Annotated in this window: 18 protein-coding genes and 1 pseudogene; 4 read left to right on the top strand and 15 right to left on the bottom strand. The window is 70.0% G+C overall.

Going from position 1 to position 15,924, the window contains the following annotated elements:
• Positions 1 to 34 precede the first annotated feature (34 nt).
• Positions 35 to 271: pseudogene (locus IEZ19_RS50540) on the bottom strand (roadblock/LC7 domain-containing protein); the annotation flags it as partial.
• A 2-nt stretch (positions 272 to 273) separates the two neighbouring features.
• Positions 274 to 1,284, bottom strand: a complete 1,011-nt coding sequence (locus IEZ19_RS09760; protein WP_189310713.1) for a LysR substrate-binding domain-containing protein — start codon at positions 1,282 to 1,284, stop codon at positions 274 to 276.
• Positions 1,285 to 1,417: 133 nt separating this feature from the next.
• Here IEZ19_RS09760 and IEZ19_RS09755 point away from each other — a divergent pair, with 133 nt between their 5' ends.
• Both IEZ19_RS09755 and IEZ19_RS09750 read left to right on the top strand, forming a co-directional pair.
• The gene (locus tag IEZ19_RS09755) at positions 1,418 to 1,972 is read left to right on the top strand and encodes a peroxiredoxin (protein ID WP_189310712.1); all 555 of its coding nucleotides are present in this window, start codon (positions 1,418 to 1,420) and stop codon (positions 1,970 to 1,972) included.
• A gap of 5 nt (positions 1,973 to 1,977) precedes the next feature.
• Entirely contained in the window at positions 1,978 to 2,517 is a 540-nt protein-coding gene (locus IEZ19_RS09750; RefSeq protein ID WP_189310711.1) for an alkyl hydroperoxide reductase, read from the top strand.
• Between the two features lie 23 nt (positions 2,518 to 2,540).
• Here the strand turns inward: IEZ19_RS09750 and IEZ19_RS09745 are convergent, their stop codons facing one another.
• The 5 genes from IEZ19_RS09745 to IEZ19_RS09725 form a co-directional block, all read right to left on the bottom strand.
• Positions 2,541 to 3,944: an AI-2E family transporter gene (locus tag IEZ19_RS09745; RefSeq protein WP_189310710.1), complete on the bottom strand. Its 1,404-nt coding sequence runs from the start codon at positions 3,942 to 3,944 to the stop codon at positions 2,541 to 2,543.
• A gap of 145 nt (positions 3,945 to 4,089) precedes the next feature.
• A complete protein-coding gene (locus IEZ19_RS09740) occupies positions 4,090 to 4,803 on the bottom strand; it encodes an aggregation-promoting factor C-terminal-like domain-containing protein (protein WP_189310709.1) in 714 nt (237 codons plus the stop codon).
• Between the two features lie 419 nt (positions 4,804 to 5,222).
• Positions 5,223 to 6,548 (bottom strand): RNA 5'-3' helicase PhoH2, encoded by a 1,326-nt coding sequence (gene phoH2, locus IEZ19_RS09735; protein WP_189310708.1) that lies wholly within the window; start codon positions 6,546 to 6,548, stop codon positions 5,223 to 5,225.
• Between the two features lie 346 nt (positions 6,549 to 6,894).
• Positions 6,895 to 7,668, bottom strand: coding sequence for an isoprenyl transferase (locus IEZ19_RS09730; protein ID WP_189310707.1), 774 nt, complete (start codon positions 7,666 to 7,668; stop codon positions 6,895 to 6,897).
• A gap of 599 nt (positions 7,669 to 8,267) precedes the next feature.
• The gene (locus IEZ19_RS09725; protein ID WP_189310706.1) at positions 8,268 to 9,059 is read right to left on the bottom strand and encodes a class I SAM-dependent methyltransferase; all 792 of its coding nucleotides are present in this window, start codon (positions 9,057 to 9,059) and stop codon (positions 8,268 to 8,270) included.
• Between the two features lie 51 nt (positions 9,060 to 9,110).
• On the opposite strand from IEZ19_RS09725, the gene IEZ19_RS09720 reads away from it, so the two are divergent.
• Positions 9,111 to 9,620: a DinB family protein gene (locus tag IEZ19_RS09720; RefSeq protein ID WP_189310705.1), complete on the top strand. Its 510-nt coding sequence runs from the start codon at positions 9,111 to 9,113 to the stop codon at positions 9,618 to 9,620.
• On the opposite strand, the gene IEZ19_RS09715 is transcribed toward IEZ19_RS09720, so the two are convergent.
• Both IEZ19_RS09715 and IEZ19_RS09710 read right to left on the bottom strand, forming a co-directional pair.
• Positions 9,617 to 10,111, bottom strand: coding sequence for a GNAT family N-acetyltransferase (locus tag IEZ19_RS09715; RefSeq protein ID WP_189310704.1), 495 nt, complete (start codon positions 10,109 to 10,111; stop codon positions 9,617 to 9,619). The two genes, IEZ19_RS09720 and IEZ19_RS09715, sit on opposite strands and share 4 nt — an antisense overlap.
• Before the next feature lie 57 nt (positions 10,112 to 10,168).
• On the bottom strand, positions 10,169 to 11,041 hold the full coding sequence (locus IEZ19_RS09710; RefSeq protein WP_189310703.1) for an LLM class flavin-dependent oxidoreductase: 873 nt from the start codon (positions 11,039 to 11,041) through the stop codon (positions 10,169 to 10,171).
• 60 nt (positions 11,042 to 11,101) lie between these two features.
• Here IEZ19_RS09710 and IEZ19_RS09705 point away from each other — a divergent pair, with 60 nt between their 5' ends.
• Entirely contained in the window at positions 11,102 to 11,452 is a 351-nt protein-coding gene (locus IEZ19_RS09705) for a DUF192 domain-containing protein (protein ID WP_189310702.1), read from the top strand.
• Positions 11,453 to 11,455: 3 nt separating this feature from the next.
• Here IEZ19_RS09705 and IEZ19_RS09700 read toward each other — a convergent pair whose 3' ends face one another.
• The 6 genes from IEZ19_RS09700 to IEZ19_RS09675 all read right to left on the bottom strand — a co-directional run bounded on the left by IEZ19_RS09700 (position 11,456) and on the right by IEZ19_RS09675 (position 15,884).
• On the bottom strand, positions 11,456 to 12,082 hold the full coding sequence (locus IEZ19_RS09700; protein ID WP_189310701.1) for an OmpA family protein: 627 nt from the start codon (positions 12,080 to 12,082) through the stop codon (positions 11,456 to 11,458).
• A gap of 6 nt (positions 12,083 to 12,088) precedes the next feature.
• The gene (locus IEZ19_RS09695; protein WP_189310700.1) at positions 12,089 to 12,670 is read right to left on the bottom strand and encodes a hypothetical protein; all 582 of its coding nucleotides are present in this window, start codon (positions 12,668 to 12,670) and stop codon (positions 12,089 to 12,091) included.
• A gap of 34 nt (positions 12,671 to 12,704) precedes the next feature.
• A complete protein-coding gene (locus tag IEZ19_RS09690; RefSeq protein ID WP_189310949.1) occupies positions 12,705 to 13,295 on the bottom strand; it encodes a pilus assembly protein TadG-related protein in 591 nt (196 codons plus the stop codon).
• Positions 13,292 to 13,489 (bottom strand): Flp family type IVb pilin, encoded by a 198-nt coding sequence (locus IEZ19_RS09685; protein WP_189310699.1) that lies wholly within the window; start codon positions 13,487 to 13,489, stop codon positions 13,292 to 13,294. Before IEZ19_RS09685 ends, IEZ19_RS09690 begins: the two co-directional genes overlap by 4 nt.
• A gap of 113 nt (positions 13,490 to 13,602) precedes the next feature.
• Positions 13,603 to 14,379, bottom strand: a complete 777-nt coding sequence (locus IEZ19_RS09680) for a response regulator (RefSeq protein WP_189310698.1) — start codon at positions 14,377 to 14,379, stop codon at positions 13,603 to 13,605.
• Between the two features lie 14 nt (positions 14,380 to 14,393).
• Positions 14,394 to 15,884 carry a sensor histidine kinase gene (locus IEZ19_RS09675; protein ID WP_308428942.1) on the bottom strand — a complete coding sequence of 497 codons (1,491 nt, stop codon included), beginning with the start codon at positions 15,882 to 15,884 and terminating at the stop codon, positions 14,394 to 14,396.
• Between the last annotated feature and the right edge of the window lie 40 nt (positions 15,885 to 15,924).

The raw sequence follows: 15,924 nt of genomic DNA, 5'->3' as shown, positions 1-15,924 counted from the left end.
GCCGTGCGGTCACAGGCTGTGCTCCCGCACCGCCCTGGGTCACCCGGTGCAGGCGATCCACGCCCATGCCCTCGTCGCCGAGCACGACATCAGGGCTGTGTCGCCGACGGCGTAGAAGGCGGCGCAGCCGTGGCTGCCGTAGGTCCACCGTCTGCCGCAGCGCCCCGCGCGCCGTGGCCTCGGCGGTGCGGCGCGCCAGGCCCAGGCCCGCGACCGCGAGCGCGGCAAGGCCCTCGTGGACGATCGAGTCCGCGGTGGTGTCGGCCCTCGAACTCAGACGTCGTTGTCGAGCACCCGCACGGGAAGCGGTCGCAGTGCCGCGCGGAGGGCACCCGCGAGTTCCCGGTACTCGGCGCCGCGTGCCGCGCCGGCGCGCATGGCGAGGGCGATACGGCGGCTCGGGGCGGGGTCGGCGAAGTAGCCGGTGAGGAGCTGGTTGCTGCGGGTCGTCTCGACCTTGACGGCGGTGCGCGGGAGCAGCGTGCAGCCGAGGCCACCGGCGACGAGCTGGACCAGGGTCGACAGACCGGCCGCCGTCGTGGTCACCGGGGCGCCCTCCCGTCTGCCACCACCACCCTCAACCGCGGGGCTTCGCCCCGCCCCCTTGATCCCGCGACCCGCCTCCCGGCAGATGTCGAGGGCCTGGTCGCGCAGGCAGTGTCCCTCGTCGAGGAGCAGCAGGTTCAGCTCCTTCAGCGCCTCGCGCGGGATGCCCTCACGGCCGCCGAGCCAGTGGTCGAGCGGGGTGACGAGCACGAAGTCCTCGTCGAAGAGGGGGAGTTCGACGATGCCGGGGATGCCGAGGGGGACGGCGAGCAGCAGCAGGTCGAGCCGTCCGCCGGCCAGCCCGTCCAGGAGGCTCGCGGTCTGCTCCTCGTGCACCTGGAAATCGAGGTCCGGGTACCGGTCGTGGGTGAGCCGCAGCACCGTCGGCAGGAGGTACGGCGCGACGGTCGGGATCACACCGAGCCGCAACGCCCCCGTGAACGGCGCGCGCACGGCCTCGGCCTCCTCCAGGAGCGCGCCGACCTCGTCGAGAACCGCCTTGGCGCGTACGGCGAGACGCTCACCGGCGGGCGAGAGGAGCACTTTGCGCGTCGTACGCTCGAGGAGAGTGACGCCCAGTGTCTCCTCCAGCGCCGAGACGGCACCGGACAGGGCGGGCTGGCTCATCCCGATGGCCGCGGCCGCGTCCCGGAAGTGCAGATGCTCCGCCACGGCGGCGAAGGCGCGCAGCTGGGCGAGGCTCGGCTGCCGCTTCCTGCCGCCATTGCCGATGGCCACCGATAACCTCCTCCGATCAGCTGGACCGAGTGTAGCTATTTCACTGATCAATGCACTCTGTGCCAACATCAACAGCGTCCAACCCATGGGAAACGCCCGCGATCCGGGGGTTTCCTCGCTGCAAGGAGAGCGTGTGCTCACTGTCGGTGACAAGTTCCCCGCGTTCGACCTCACTGCCTGCGTCTCACTGGAGAAGGGCAAGGAGTTCGAGAAGATCAACCACAAGACCTACGAAGGCAAGTGGAAGGTGATCTTCGCCTGGCCCAAGGACTTCACCTTCGTGTGCCCCACCGAGATCGCGGCCTTCGGCAAGCTGAACGACGAGTTCGCCGACCGTGACGCCCAGGTCCTCGGCTTCTCCGGCGACTCCGAGTTCGTGCACCACGCCTGGCGCAAGGACCACGACGACCTGCGCGAGCTGCCCTTCCCGATGATGGCCGACTCGAAGCACGAGCTGATGCGCGACCTCGGCATCGAGGACGAGGACGGCTTCGCCAAGCGCGCGGTCTTCGTCGTGGACCAGAACAACGAGATCCAGTTCTCGATGGTGACGGCCGGTTCGGTCGGCCGTAACCCGAAGGAGGTCCTGCGGGTCCTCGACGCCCTCCAGACGGACGAGCTGTGCCCGTGCAACTGGACCAAGGGCGACGAGACCCTGGACCCGGTCGCCCTGCTGGCCGGTGAGTGACCGACATGTCGCTCGACTCCCTCAAGTCCCGGGTCCCGGACTACGCCAAGGACCTGAAGCTCAACCTGGGCTCGGTCATCGGCAACTCCGACCTGCCCGCGCAGCAGCTGTGGGGCACGGTGCTGGCGACCGCCATCGCCTCGCGCTCCCCCATCGTCCTGCGTGAGCTGGCGCCGGAGGCGAAGGCGAACCTCAGCGCCGAGGCGTACACGGCCGCCAAGTCGGCCGCCGCGATCATGGCGATGAACAACGTCTTCTACCGCACCCGGCACCTGCTGTCCGACCACGAGTACGGCACCCTGCGCGCCGGCCTGCGGATGAACGTCATCGGCAACCCCGGTGTCGAGAAGGTCGACTTCGAGCTGTGGTCGTTCGCCGTCTCCGCCATCAACGGCTGCGGCATGTGCCTCGACTCGCACGAGCAGGTGCTGCGCAAGGCGGGCGTCGACCGTGAGGTGATCCAGGAGGCGTTCAAGATCGCCTCGGTGATCCAGGCGGTCGGTTCCACCGTGGAGGCCGAGGCTGTGCTGGCCGACGCCGAGTAGACGCCGCCGTTCTTGGGCCCCGTTCAGGTTTGCTGGACGGGGTCCTCGGTGTTGGTGGAGCCGTCACCGGGGGCTGCGGACTCCCCTTCGGCCTGAACGGCCTCCTCCTCGAACTCCCCCAGACGGGCTGATTCATCCGGAGCCTGGCTGGGAAGTGCCGTATCGGAGCCGGGAACCTCGCCCTGCGAGTACGCCCGCAGATAGCCCACCACCGTGTTCGTCACCGCCACCAGCGGTACCGCCACCACCGCGCCGCCGATGCCGGCCACCATGCCGCCGGCCGCCACGGACAGCACCACCGCGAGCGGATGCACGCGGACGGCGCGGCCGAGGATGAACGGCTGCAGGACGTGGCCCTCGATCTGCTGCACCGCGAGCACGACCACCAGGGTCATCACCGCGGTGAACACGCCCTGTGTGACCAGCGCGACGACCACCGCCAGCGCACCGGAGGCGACCGCGCCGACGAGCGGGATGAACGAGAACAGGAAGATGAACACGGCCAGCGGGACGGCCATGGGGACGTCCAGGAAATAGATGCCCAGGCCGATGAAGGTGGCGTCGATCAGGGCCACCAGGACCGTGCCGCGGACGTAGGCCGTCAGGGTGCGCCAGGCGCGCGGGCCGGCGCCGGCCACGCCCGGGCGGGCCGCCGCGGGCACCAGCTTCAGCGACCACTGCCAGATGCGCTCGCCGTCGTACAGCAGGAACAGCGTCGAGAAGAACACCAGCAGGATGCCGGTCAGGGCCTCGACGATGACCTGGACGCCCTCGAGTCCGGTGGACGTGATCTGGTCGGCGTTGGCGCCGATCGCCTCGCGGAGGTTCTTGGCGATCTGGTTGATCTGCTTGTCGGTGACGTGGAAGGGGCTCTTCAGCAGCCAGTTGCGCAGATCGTCGATGCCGCTCTGGATCTGGTTGGAGAGGGTGTCGATGTTCTCCATGACCTGCCAGGTCACGAACCACCCGATCAGCCCCATCACCACGAAGCCGAGGATCGCCGTCAGCGTGGTGGCCGGGCCGCGCGGCACGCCGTAGCGCCTCAGGCGGGCGACCGCCGGCTGCAGCAGCGCGGTGATCAGCAGCGCGATGACGAAGGCGAACACGACCAGTTGGACGGCGCTGATGACGCGCATCAGCACCCAGACCGTGCCCGCGAGCACGAGCAGCCGCCAGCCCGCCTCCGCCGCGACCCGCACGCCCCACGGCACGGCCTGTGCCGGGTCGGGACGCGGACCGGGTCGGGGACCGCTCTGCTGCGGCGACGGCTCGGGACCGGTGGGCGCCGGGACGACGGCACGGCCGGCGGGAACGGGCTCCGGCTCGGAGTGCTCCTTCTCCACCTCGGCCCTGCGCTCGTCCAGCCGCTCGCCCATCTCGGTCAGTCCGGCGCCCAGCCGGCCGAGCCACCCTGGCACTCGTGACATGATCCGTCCTCTTCCCCCGTGTCCCCGGGTGCTCCCCACCACTCCCCCCTGGAGTCGTCCGTCCGACCGTACAGGGCAACAGCCCCTTCCCGTAGGACGGGAAGGGGCTGTTCGGGGTTGAGAGCGGAAGGAACTTCCGTGTGTCTCAGTACCAGTGGTTCGCCTGCCAGAAGGACCAGGCCTGGCACGGGCTGCCGTAGCGGCTGTCCATGTAGTTGAGGCCCCACTTGATCTGGGTGGCCGGGTTGGTCTGCCAGTCGGCGCCCACGGACGACATCTTGGAGCCGGGGAGGGCCTGGAAGAGACCGTAGGCGCCGGAAGAGGCGTTGACGGCCTGGTAGTTCCAGCTGGACTCGTGGTCCACGATGTTGCTGAAGCACTGGAACTGGTCGCTCGCGACCATCTGACGCGCCATCGCCTGGATCTGCGCGACCGAGTACGAACTCTGGACGGGGAAGCTGGAGGCGCTGGCGCTCTTGCTGCGGCTGGCGGCCGCTTTGGCCTCCTCGCGCTCCTTGGCCAGCTTGACCGCCTTCTCGGCGGCCTCCTTCTCGGCGGCCTCCTTCTTGGCGACGGCCGTCTCGGCGGCAGCCTTGCGGGCGGCCTCCTCGGCGTCCTTCTTGGCGCTCGCGTCGGCCTGGATGGCCTGCGCGTCAGCCTGCTGCGTCAGGGATGCGGTCTGGACCTGGGCCTGCTGGCCCGCGGGAATGTCCGCAAGAAGCGTCGTCGCGTCTGCTGCCGTCGCCTCGGCGTCGTTGCCCTGCGCGGTGCTGCCCGAGGCAACGCCGACGACGCTTCCGACAGCGGTGACCGCGGTGGCCGAGACCACTGCGAATCCCCGGACCGAAATCCGGCTCACACGGTTTCCTTCCAGCATCGCCCGCTTCGGTGACCCTGGCGGACGCAATCGTGCCCCTGGCTCTGGCCTCCCAACTGCGGGGTCACGGGAGGCGCGGGCCCGGTGGGCAACCCTCGCGAGGAGAGCGCCGCGTGGTGCGCGGGCGGCATACGACGTCAGCTATGGAGTTTGGCTGTGATGCTTCTGTTGTGCCGTACCGCTGGGGGTACAGGTGTGTCGTATGCGGGGCCTGACAGGAGTGAGACTCTGCCGTAACCGGACGGCGCGAGGCAATCCTGAGTTGCGTGTGAAAGCTCACATCCCGTTTGGCCCAGCGATTTTCATGAAGGTCCCACACGCCAAGGCGCCGCCCGGCTAGGCTCACGCCTTTGCCGGACGGCGCCAACCAGCGAGTAACCGACTCAAGTTGAGCACTCGGGTCAGATGTGTCCGTCCTCCAGCATTTCGGTCACAAGTGCGGCGATCTGGGACCTCTCGGACCGCGTCAGGGTGACGTGGGCGAAGAGCGGATGCCCCTTCAGCTTCTCCACGACGGCGACGACACCGTCATAGCGACCGACACGCAGATTGTCCCGCTGGGCCACGTCGTGGGTCAGAACCACCCGTGAATTCGCGCCGATCCGGGACAGAACGGTCAGCAGGACGTTCCGTTCCAGCGACTGCGCCTCGTCCACGATCACGAACGCGTCGTGCAGCGAGCGGCCGCGGATGTGGGTCAGCGGCAGCACCTCGAGCATCCCGCGCGCGGTGACCTCCTCGATGACCTCGCGGCTGGTGACCGCCGACAGCGTGTCGAACACCGCCTGCGCCCACGGGCTCATCTTCTCGGCCTCGGTGCCCGGCAGATAGCCCAGCTCCTGCCCGCCCACCGCGTACAGCGGGCGGAAGACCATCACCTTCTGGTGCTGACGGCGCTCCAGGACCGCCTCCAGACCCGCGCACAGCGCCAGCGCCGACTTGCCGGTGCCGGCCCGGCCGCCCATCGAGACGATGCCCACGTCCGGGTCGAGCAGCAGATCGAGCGCGATGCGCTGCTCGGCGCTGCGGCCCTTGATGCCGAACGCCTCCCGGTCGCCGCGCACCAGACGGACGTTGCCCTCCGCCGTCACCCGGCCCAGCGCCTTGCCCCGTTCCGACTGGATCGTCAGACCCGTGTGCACAGGGAGGTCGGACACCTCCGGCACGAACGCGTGACCCGCCTCGAAGAGGACGTCCACCTGCTCGCCGGACAGAGTCAGTTCGGACATTCCGGTCCAGCCGGAGGAGTCCGTGATGGCGAGTTCGGCCCGGTACTCCTCCGCGAGGAGGCCCACGGACGACGCCTTGATCCTGAGCGGGAGGTCCTTCGACACGACGGTGACGTCGTACCCCTCGGCCTGCAGGTTGCGGGCCACCGCGAGGATGCGGGAGTCGTTGTCCCCCAGGCGGTAGCCGGTGGGCAGCACGCTGGGGTCCGAGTGGTTGAGCTCGACACGGACGGTTCCACCGAGTTCCCCGATCGGGATGGGGGCGTCGAGACGGCCGTACTTCACCCGGTAGTCGTCGAGCAGGCGCAGGGCCTGCCGTGCGAAGTAACCGAGTTCGGGATGGTGCCGCTTGGCCTCCAGTTCCGTGACCACCACGATGGGGAGCACGACCTCGTGCTCGTCGAAGCGGGTCAGGGCGTTCGGGTCGGCCAGCAGGACGCTGGTGTCGAGAACATAGGTGCGCCGGTCGGGCTTACGACGCTTTGTGCTGGTCACCACGGAAGGACGTACCCCCTCGGATGAGGTCGGGGAGCGACGAGAGTTAGCTGGACCGGTCGTCGGCCGCGATGCACGCGCGCGGGCCGAGAACCGGCCCTCCGCGGCTGCTTCCGTGCAGTGACCGCACAGTCGGGCTGGTGCAAAGGGCCTCCCGGGCGGACGGCCCCGTGCCGCCCGCTGAGATCCGACACCCGTGGTTCGGGCATCGACCTGCTTGGCTTATGCCCTCGAACTTACGAGGCCATGCAAATGCATGGGACGGCGCACTGATGAACTCCTTGTTACTCCCACCCCAACCGGGGTGCACGGGACGCTTACCGTACGGTGCGTGCCCGGGAGGGCGGCGTCAGCCGCCGTACCGCCGGTGACGTGCGGCGTAGTCGCGCAGGGCGCGCAGGAAGTCGACCTTGCGGAAGGCAGGCCAGAAGACTTCACAGAAGTAGTACTCGGAGTGTGCCGTCTGCCACAGCATGAATCCGGACAACCGCTGCTCGCCGCTGGTGCGGATCACGAGATCGGGGTCGGGCTGGTCGCCGGTGTAGAGGTGGCGGCCGATCATGTCGACGTCGACGGACTCGGCGAGGTCCTCCATGGAGACACCCTTTTCCCGGGCGTCCAGGACCATCGAGCGGACGGCGTCGGCGATCTCCTGGCGGCCGCCGTAGCCGATGGCGACGTTGACGAGTATTCCGTCGACGTGCGCGGTGGCCTCCTCGGCCTCCTTGAGCGCCGTCTGCATCGGAGAGGGCAGCAGATCGGGGGTGCCGACGTGGTGCAGGCGCCAGCGGCCGTCGGCAGCGAGGGTGCGGACAACGTCCTCGATGATGCCGAGGAGGGGGACGAGTTCCTCCTTGGCGCGGTCGAAGTTGTCCGTGGACAGCAGCCAGAGGGTGACGACCTGGACATCCGTCTCACTGCACCAGCCGAGGAACTCCTCGATCTTGTCGGCACCGGCGCGGTGCCCGTGCACGGTGCTGGAGCCCGCGGCCTTCGCCCAACGGCGATTGCCGTCCATGATGATGCCGATGTGCTTGGGCACCTGAGCGTGGTCCAGGTGGCCTTCCACCCGGCGCGCGTACAGCCTGACCAGAAGGCCGCGCAGCTTGTCGCGCAGGTTCACGTGAATGTCAGCCCCTCCATGCGGTGGCGGTCGCCTACGGGCCGAAGGTTACCCCCCGGGAGCTGTTGCGTGGGTGCGGGTCGGGGCGCCCGTGGATCGGGGTGGCTCGTCCTGTGCGCGTGTGCGGGTCGTGGAGTTTCTCGCCCGGTTCCCCGCGGCCCCTGTGGGGCGCATTGCCCTGACCGGGATCGGAGAAGCCGGGCGGCATGAAAAAACGGGCCGGTCCGTGGGGGGGAGACGGACCGGCCCGAGGGGGGGTTTCCACCATAACCCTTCGTAAGTGAATCTGCGTGCATCGGCGTGCCACAACTACTCTCCGGAGTCGGATGACGACGTCGCGACAAGGGCGGAAAACCTTGTTCAGGCGGGTGCGGGGGATTTCGGGGCCGCCCGGAGCGCCCGGTACGCCGTCCCTCCGACGGGCTATCCCGGCGGGTCGCGGCGGCTTGACCGGCGCACGGAGGCATGCGGCACCGCGCAGCCCCCTCCACCGCGCGGTGCCGCCCGCGCAGCTTTGCTCACGCGAATTACCTTGGTCTGAACTTACGCGAGGCGCCTGCTGGATGCGAGTCGTTCGCGATAACGATGTGGAAACCGTGTCAGCCGTGCGGCTTGCGTGCGTCGAGAAGGTGACGGGTGCTGTGGGCGACGAACGGGCCCTCGGTCTCCATCCGCTTGTGCAGGGCGCGCAGTTGGGGCTCGTACTCCTCGACCGTGAAGCCGGGGACCAGCCAGATCACCTTGCGCAGGAAGTGCACGACCGCGGCGATGTCGTGGAACTCCATCCGCAGCCGCTCCGCCCGGAGGCCGGCGATCTCCAGCCCGGCCGCCTCGGCGTCGGCCCGCTCGCGGTCGGGGTGGCGGGCGGTGCGCGCCTCCTGCGGGAGGGGCCCGAGGAAGTACTCGACGAGCTCGAAGACGCTGCCCGGTCCGACGTGCTGGGCGAAGTACGTGCCGCCCGGTCGCAGCACACGGGCGACCTCGGCCCAGTGCGGCTGGACGGGGTGGCGGCTGAGGACCAGGTCGAAGGCCTCGTCCGCGAAGGGCAGCGGCCCGTCGTCCGCCGCGGCGACGACCACGACGCCGTGCGGCCGCAGCAGGGCGGTGGCCTTGGCGACGTTCGGCGGCCAGCCCTCGGTGGCGGCGAGCAGGCCGGGCCGGGCGGTGGCCGCCGTACGGAGGGACATGTCGAGGACCTCGCCGCCTCCGGTCTGGATGTCGAGTGCGGCATCGGCGCGGGCCAGGCGGCCACCCGCCGAGCGGGCGTAGCCCCAGGAGGGCCGCGCCTCGGTGGCCCGCCCCTCGAACCAGGAGAAGTCCCAGCCCTCGGTGGGCACGGCGGCGCCCTCGGCGACGAGTTCCTCGAACGTGCTGCCGGTTCGCTGGTCCATGCGCAGAGCATGGCAGGGCGTTGTCGGTGCGCGCTGCTAATTTCCCGCTGCATGACGGCTTACAGCGCAGGTGAGAAGGAAACGCTGCACGCGAGTCTCGACCGGCACCGGGACACCGTGCTGTGGAAACTCGAGGGGCTGGACGACGCGCAGCTGAGGCGGCCGATGACGCCGTCCGGCACGAATCTGCTGGGCCTGGTGAAGCACCTGGCGTCGGTGGAGTACGGCTGGTTCGTGTCGTCGTTCGGCGGGCAGGCCGAGCCGCTGTGGTTCGACCCGTACGCGGGCGAGGACATCATCATCGGCCCCGGGGAGACGACGGAACAGATCATCGCCTTCTACGGCCGTGCGCGCGCCGCCGCCGACCGTACGATCACCGGCCGGCCCCTGGACGCCCTGGGCCGCCCGGACTGGCGGGACAGTTCCGTGTCGCTGCGCTGGGTGCTGGTCCACATGATCGAGGAGACGGCTCGGCACGCCGGTCACATGGACATCGTGCGGGAGCTGATCGACGGGGCGACGGGGGACCGGCCGCCGGTTCCGGAGAGACACGGAGACTAGTCCCCAGCGGCGGGGCGCAGCATGAACACCACGTACACGTCGTCTCCGTCCCGGTCCGTGCCGGCCTCTTCGAAGCCGTGTCTCTTCAGAAGGCGGACGGAGGCCGTGTTGCCGGAGTGGGGGTCGGCGTAGAGGGGGCGGGTGCGCTCACGCTGGAGGAACAGGGCGAGGGCACGGGTGCCGATGCCGCGTGCCCAGTACGGGCGGCCCAGCCAGTACCCGAGGTACCGGCGCTCGCCCTGCCACCAGGACCCGATGTTCCCGGCGGTCCCGCCGTCCACGGTGACCGTCTGCACCAGGTTGCCGGGGTCGCCGAGGACTCTCTCCCGCCAGTGCTCGAAGAAGGCGTCCCGCGGCCGGGGGGTGAACCGCGACCGCCGGACGGCCTCCGGATCGTGCTCGTAGGCCAGGAAGACCTCGAGGTCGGCGTCGGTGACATCGCGCAGCCGTACGACGTCGGCAGGGATCTGTGCTCCGTGTGTCTCCGTCATGGTGCAGGAGTCTGGCAGGGAGGACTGACAGTGCCTCCTGACCGGCGCAGACCGGTGCTACGGCACCAGGGGCCGGACCTCCTGTGCCGCGAAGCGGAGGAATCCCTCGGGGTCAGGCTCGTCGGCCGTCGGCTGGAGGACCACCGAGTCCGCGCCGGCGTCGGCGAGGCGTTGGACGGCCTTGGCGATGGCTCCGGCGTCCCCGGCGGCGCCGAGGTCCGGGACGGACTCCACTCCCTCGGCAGCGAGTTCGGCCCGCAGGCGCGGGGCGGCGTCGGGCCCGGTGGCGGTGAGCAGGTAGACGACGACCTGGTGCGACCCGCTGCGCCCCGCCGTGTCACGCCCCTCGTCGATGAGCCGCCGCGCCCTGCGGACGCCGTCCGCTGACGTGGACGCGGTGAGGATCGTGCCGTCGGCGGCCTCACCGGACAGCCGCAGCGTCCGGGGCCCGGTGGCGCCGGCGAACACCGCCACAGGCTCCTGCGGCGGCCAGTCGAGTGCCACGCCGTCGAGCTTGACGTACCGGCCGTCCACGGTGAGCCGCTCTCCGCTCAACAGGGCGCGCAGGGCGTCGAGATGCTCCCGGAGCAGGGTCAGCGGGGACTCGGCGCGTGCGCCGACCTGTCCCATCCAGTCCTGCACCCCGTGCCCGACACCGACCATCACCCGGCCCGGGAACAGCCGGTGCAGCGTCGCGGTCTCCATGGCCGTGACGGCGACGTTCCGCAGCGGCACGGGCAGCAGGCCGACGCCGATGCGCACGCGCTCGGTCCAGGCGAGCGCGGCGGAGGCGGCCGAGATCCCGCCCTCCAGGAAACAGTCCTCCCACAGCCACAGCTCCTCGAGCCCGGTGTCGTCCGCGAGTCGGGCGAGGGTCCGGAGCCGCTCGGGAGGGAGTTGGGGACGGAATACGACGCCGAGGTGAGTCATGGAGCCTTCCTGGTAAAGGTGATGAGGACGGGAGTACCGGTGCGGTGAGGGGGGGTGGGCATGGCGCGTTGGCGGGACGGGCGAGGGACGCTCACGGTGGGCACGGTGACGGTCCCCCTGGAGTTCGCGGTCTCCTATCGTGCCCGTACGAAGGGGTTGTTGGGCCGTGATGGCATCGAGGGAGCCATGCTCCTCTCCCCCGCCGGCTCCGTACACACCTTCGGCATGCGCATACCCATCGACGTCGCGTACCTCGACCGCCGGCTCACCGTCGTCGCCGTCCGCACGATGCAACCGGGCCGCCTGGGCCTCCCGCGCCTGCGCTCACGGCACGTGCTGGAGGCGGAGGCCGGTGCCCTGGCGGGGTGGGGCGTGGAGGTGGGGGTTCGGGTGTCGGTCGAGGTGGGGTGATCCTCAGCCGTCCGAGCGGGGGAACGAGACCTCCACGCGGCGGTTCTTCTTGCGGCCGGCCTCCGTCGAGTTGTCCGCGATCGGGTACTGCTCGCCGTAGCCCCGTACCTCGAAGGTGATGTCGGGGGAGTTCAGGTCCGCGTCCAGGACGGCCTGTACGGCGTTGGCGCGCCTGCGGGACAGGACGTCGCCGTGGGCTGACGTGCCGAGGTTGTCCGTGAAGCCGAAGACGCGTACCTGGGTGGCGTTCTGCTTTCCGATCTCCTCGGCGATCGCGTCGATCCGGGCCTTCGCCTCGGCGCTCAGCTTCGCGCTGTCCTTGCCGAACAGCACCTCCGCCTGGAGCGCGAACTTCACGTCCGCGTTGGTGTCCTCACGGCGCTCGTCCCCGCTCTGGTCCTCGACGACCGACTTGATGTCCAGCACCTTGGGCTGGGCGAGGGTGGCGCCCTCGGGGAGTTTCAGATCGGGGTCGGTGGGGTCGATGTCCACCGGGGCGGAGGGGGAGGCTTCGGTGCCCGGGGGAACGCTGGGGGTGCTGTCGTCGGCTTGGGCGGCCGGGGTGCCTTGGAGGGTGGTTGCCAGGAGGAGGGTGGCCGTGGTGAGGGTGAGGCGGAGTGTCGTCTTCACGGGGCCTCACCCGGAGATCTTGATCGGGGCGGCCGCGAACGTCGGCAGCTGGAAGTCCACTTCGGCCGTGCCCGACGGCGGTGCCGGGAACTGCATGAACACCGGCAGGCTGTCGCCGGCCTTCAGCGTCGAGAAGCCGGTGGTGGTGAGGGGACGGCCTTCGGTGTCACGCAAGACGTAGTAGCGCTTCTTGCCCTGGGGATCGACCAGGGTGGCACCGCCCAGCGACCTGCCGTTGCGTACGATCTCCGTCTCGTTGCCGCTCAGGGCGGACGGGACGACGACACTGTGGTCCCCGTCGTTGTTCAGCGTGGCGTTCACGGTGACGAAGCCACCGGAGTCACGTTGTGCGGAGGTGATCTGGAGGAGCAGGCCGTCCGAGCCTTTGAGTTCGGCCAGGGGCGTGTCGGACTGTCCCTCCTGCGCGCTCGGGTCGGACCCGTCCGCCTTGGAGGCCGACGCCGAGGCGTCCGGCTTCTTGTCGTCACCGCCACCGCCGCCGCAGCCGGCCACCCCGAGGGCCAGACCGGTCGCCACTGTCAGGGCGACCAACCCCCTGCGGGCCTTCGCAGTGAACCGAATGCTCATCGCTCCGCTTCCTTCATCACTCGTCGTTCCCATGTCACTCGGCCAGGTGGACATCGAAGAGATCCTCGGGCCCCGGGAGATCGGTGAGATCGTCCGGGGCCAGCTGCCAGTCCCGGTCCTTGCAGGTGAGCTCGGGCAGGGTGTCGCCTCCGGCGCCCTCACCGGGGAGTTCGAACGTGCAGAGGGGCTCGATCACGGCCTTCGCCGACGCCGTCGACCTCACATTCTCCGTGCCGGGGACGATCGAGTCCCCGACGGACTTGTTGGTCGTGACGTCGACGGTGTACTCCAGCACCCCCGGGTCGCAGCCGTTCAGCCGCGCGTCGTTCCGGGCAGCGAGTTGGCCCGCGCGCCAGCAGGAGTTGTCGGCCCCGATGCCGTCGAAGATGTCCCGCCACTTGGTCGGGTCGAGCACGTCCCGCACCCATGCGTCGGCCAGTTGGTCACGGGACTTCTGCGCCGCCGCGAGTGCGGCCGCGTCGGCAGCCGTCTGTGCGCCGTTCCGGTTCACCGCGGCCTGGCCGACCGCAAGGTAGGCGAACGCGAGAAAGAGCAGACCCGCCACCACCGTGATGTAAACGGGGAAGGCCTGCCCTGCGTCGCGGTACGTACGGCGGAGTGTCAGCCGCCGGTGACCTCCGCGATCTTCGCCGTGATGGCGTCGTAGATGGACTGACCGATGCTCGTACCCGTGATCGCCAGCACGATGGCCACGACCACCGCGATGATGCCGAGGTACTCCACTGCGGTCTGTCCCCTGTCGTTGCGGACAACGCGGGCCTGCAGGTACGCGACTGTGGTGTGGAACCAGTTGCTCATGCTGTTCGCCTCCAGGTTCGCTTCCGATCAGCAAACCGTACGGCGCACAGCCCCATGTCCCAGAGGGCCCGAGGACCCATTCCCGGGCCCACCCCCTCCCCCGCGCCGCCATCTCACGCCACCCCCAGCCACTTCGCCGTGGCCTGTGAGCGGGTCGTCGTGTGGAGCTTGGCGAAGATGTGGTTGATGTGGTTCTTGACCGTCTTCTCGCTGATGAAGCACGCGGCGGCGATCTGCTGGTTGTTCATCCCGGACGCAATGAGGTCCATGATCTCCGCCTCCCTCGTGCTGAGTTGGAACCGTGACCTCAACGACCGTCCCACATCGAATTGCATTCGCGAAAGGTGCTGTGGAGAAACAGCACCGGTACCAGTGGGCAGTTCGGATACACCGTGTGCAGTTGCGTGCATTCGCGATCGCGCCAGCTCCATCAGTGCGCCCGCCGCCGTCGGCGTGAAGTGCGGGCGGCCCTCCTTGATGTCCCGTACGGCCGTGACCAGTTGCTCGACCGTGAACTCGCCGTGGACCAGATAGCCGTCCGCCCCGAGCCGGACCGTCTCGTGCACGACCTCCGGCTCGTGGCTGTAGGTGAGCATCATGACCGGGGCCAGCCGTACCAGATGCGGGAGCGCCGAGATGCCGTCGACCCCGGGCATACGGACGTCGAGGAGGATCACGTCGGGACGGAGGGCGGCCGCCGCGTCGTACGCCTCGCGGCCGTCCGCCGCCTCCGCCACCACCGTGATGTCCTCGCGGCCGGAGAGGAGGGCCGTGAGGCCTGCGCGGACCACCGGGTTGTCGTCGGCGACCACGATCCTGAGCGGGGTCGAGGGGGTGGACGGTGGGACATGCCCGAAGGGGTTCGGTGAGGTCGCGGGGGTCGGGGGCATGGGGGTGCCTCCTCTCATGCTTCGTGGGGGGTGCCGGGCGGGTGCGGGCGATGGGGGGTCAGTGCCTCCAGGGGCAGTTCCAGCAGTACGGCCGTACCCGCGCCGTCAGCGCCCTTTCCGATGGTGAGGCGCGCGCCCACCGACGCGGCGCGCTCGGTCATGCCGACCAGGCCGAAGTGGCCCGTGCGGCGGAGGTGTTCGAGGGTGGTGCCCGGGGGCAGGCCCTCGCCGTCGTCGGTGACGCTGAGGCGGAGCAGGTCGCCGTGGCCTCCCGCCCGTACGTCCACGCGGGTGGCGGCCGCGTGGCGGTGAGCGTTCTCCATCGCCTCCGCGGTGATGGAGAGGAGTTGACGGGCCACCGCCGGCGGGAGGGGCGGGAGCGGGGCGTCGCCCGTGGCGTGGTAGGCGGCGGGCAGGCCCGTGCGGGCGCTGAAGTCCTTCGTGCGGACCGCCAGTTCGGGGGCGATGTCCGTGCCGCGTGTCGGATCGCTCTCCTGACGCAGGTCGGTGAGGAGGTCGCGGGCCTCGGTCGCCGCTCTGCGGGCCGAGCGGGCGACCAGGTCCGCCTGCCGTTCGATCAGGGCCGGGTCCAGGTCGGCGCCCGCGGCTGCCGACGCCGCCAGACCGTCGGCGGCCATCGCGACGCCGTACAGGGTCTTGGCCACGGAGTCGTGCATCTCCCGTGCCAGACGGGCGCGTTCGGCGTTCACCGCCTCGGTGACGGCCAGCCGGGCCTGGACCGTCGTCAGGGCGCGGGTGGCAGCGCCGAAGCGGAGCATCAGGTTGCGCAGCGTCGAGCCCATGGCGCCGGCGATGACGCACAGACCGGGCAGCAGGAGGGACTCGGCCAGATCGTCGCCGGTGGTCTTCTTCAGGGTGGTGTGGACGACGAGCAGGATCAGGGACTGGAGCGAGGCGAAGAACGCCGCTCCGCGCCAGCTGTAGACGAGGCCGGCGAGGAGGGGCGTGCAGACGCTGACGTAGGCGAGGGTGGTGTCCGGTCCCGCCGAAACCAGCAGGAGCGAGCCGATGAGGGTGTCCGCGGCCAGAAGGCTGGGGTGGCGCAGGAGGAGGGGGCCGAAGCGTTCCCAGTCGCGGAACAGGACGTACGACACCATGAAGGTGACCACGACGGCCACGCCGACCAGGCGTACGCCGAGACCGGGGGCGGCGTTGACCAGGGCGGCGGGCGCGGCGAGGGCGATCATGGCCAGCCGGAACCCGAAGACTTGCCGGCACATGGCTTGAAGTGCCCGGATCTGAATCTTCTCGGGGTCGGGAACGGGGGGCGGTGCGGAAGGGGAGGAGGATGAGACGGCGGTCGACGCCCCGGGTACGGCACCTCCACCGACGGCGACCGCCGGCTCGGCAGCGCCCTCCGGCTCGACGGCCGCGGGCAGCTCGCCGGCGATCTCCGGCTCCAGGACGACCGACGACTCCGCACCGCCCGTCTGCTCGCCGGCGTCCGAAGGCTCGGCACGCCCCCACGAACCACGCCCCCGCATTCCGCGCCACCCCATCCGGTGCCACCGCATCCCACACCAC

Origin of the sequence: Streptomyces brasiliensis (assembly GCF_014647875.1) — a bacterium.
GTDB classification, from domain to species: domain Bacteria; phylum Actinomycetota; class Actinomycetes; order Streptomycetales; family Streptomycetaceae; genus Streptomyces; species Streptomyces brasiliensis.
This window is presented reverse-complemented; position numbering and strand designations above follow the sequence as displayed.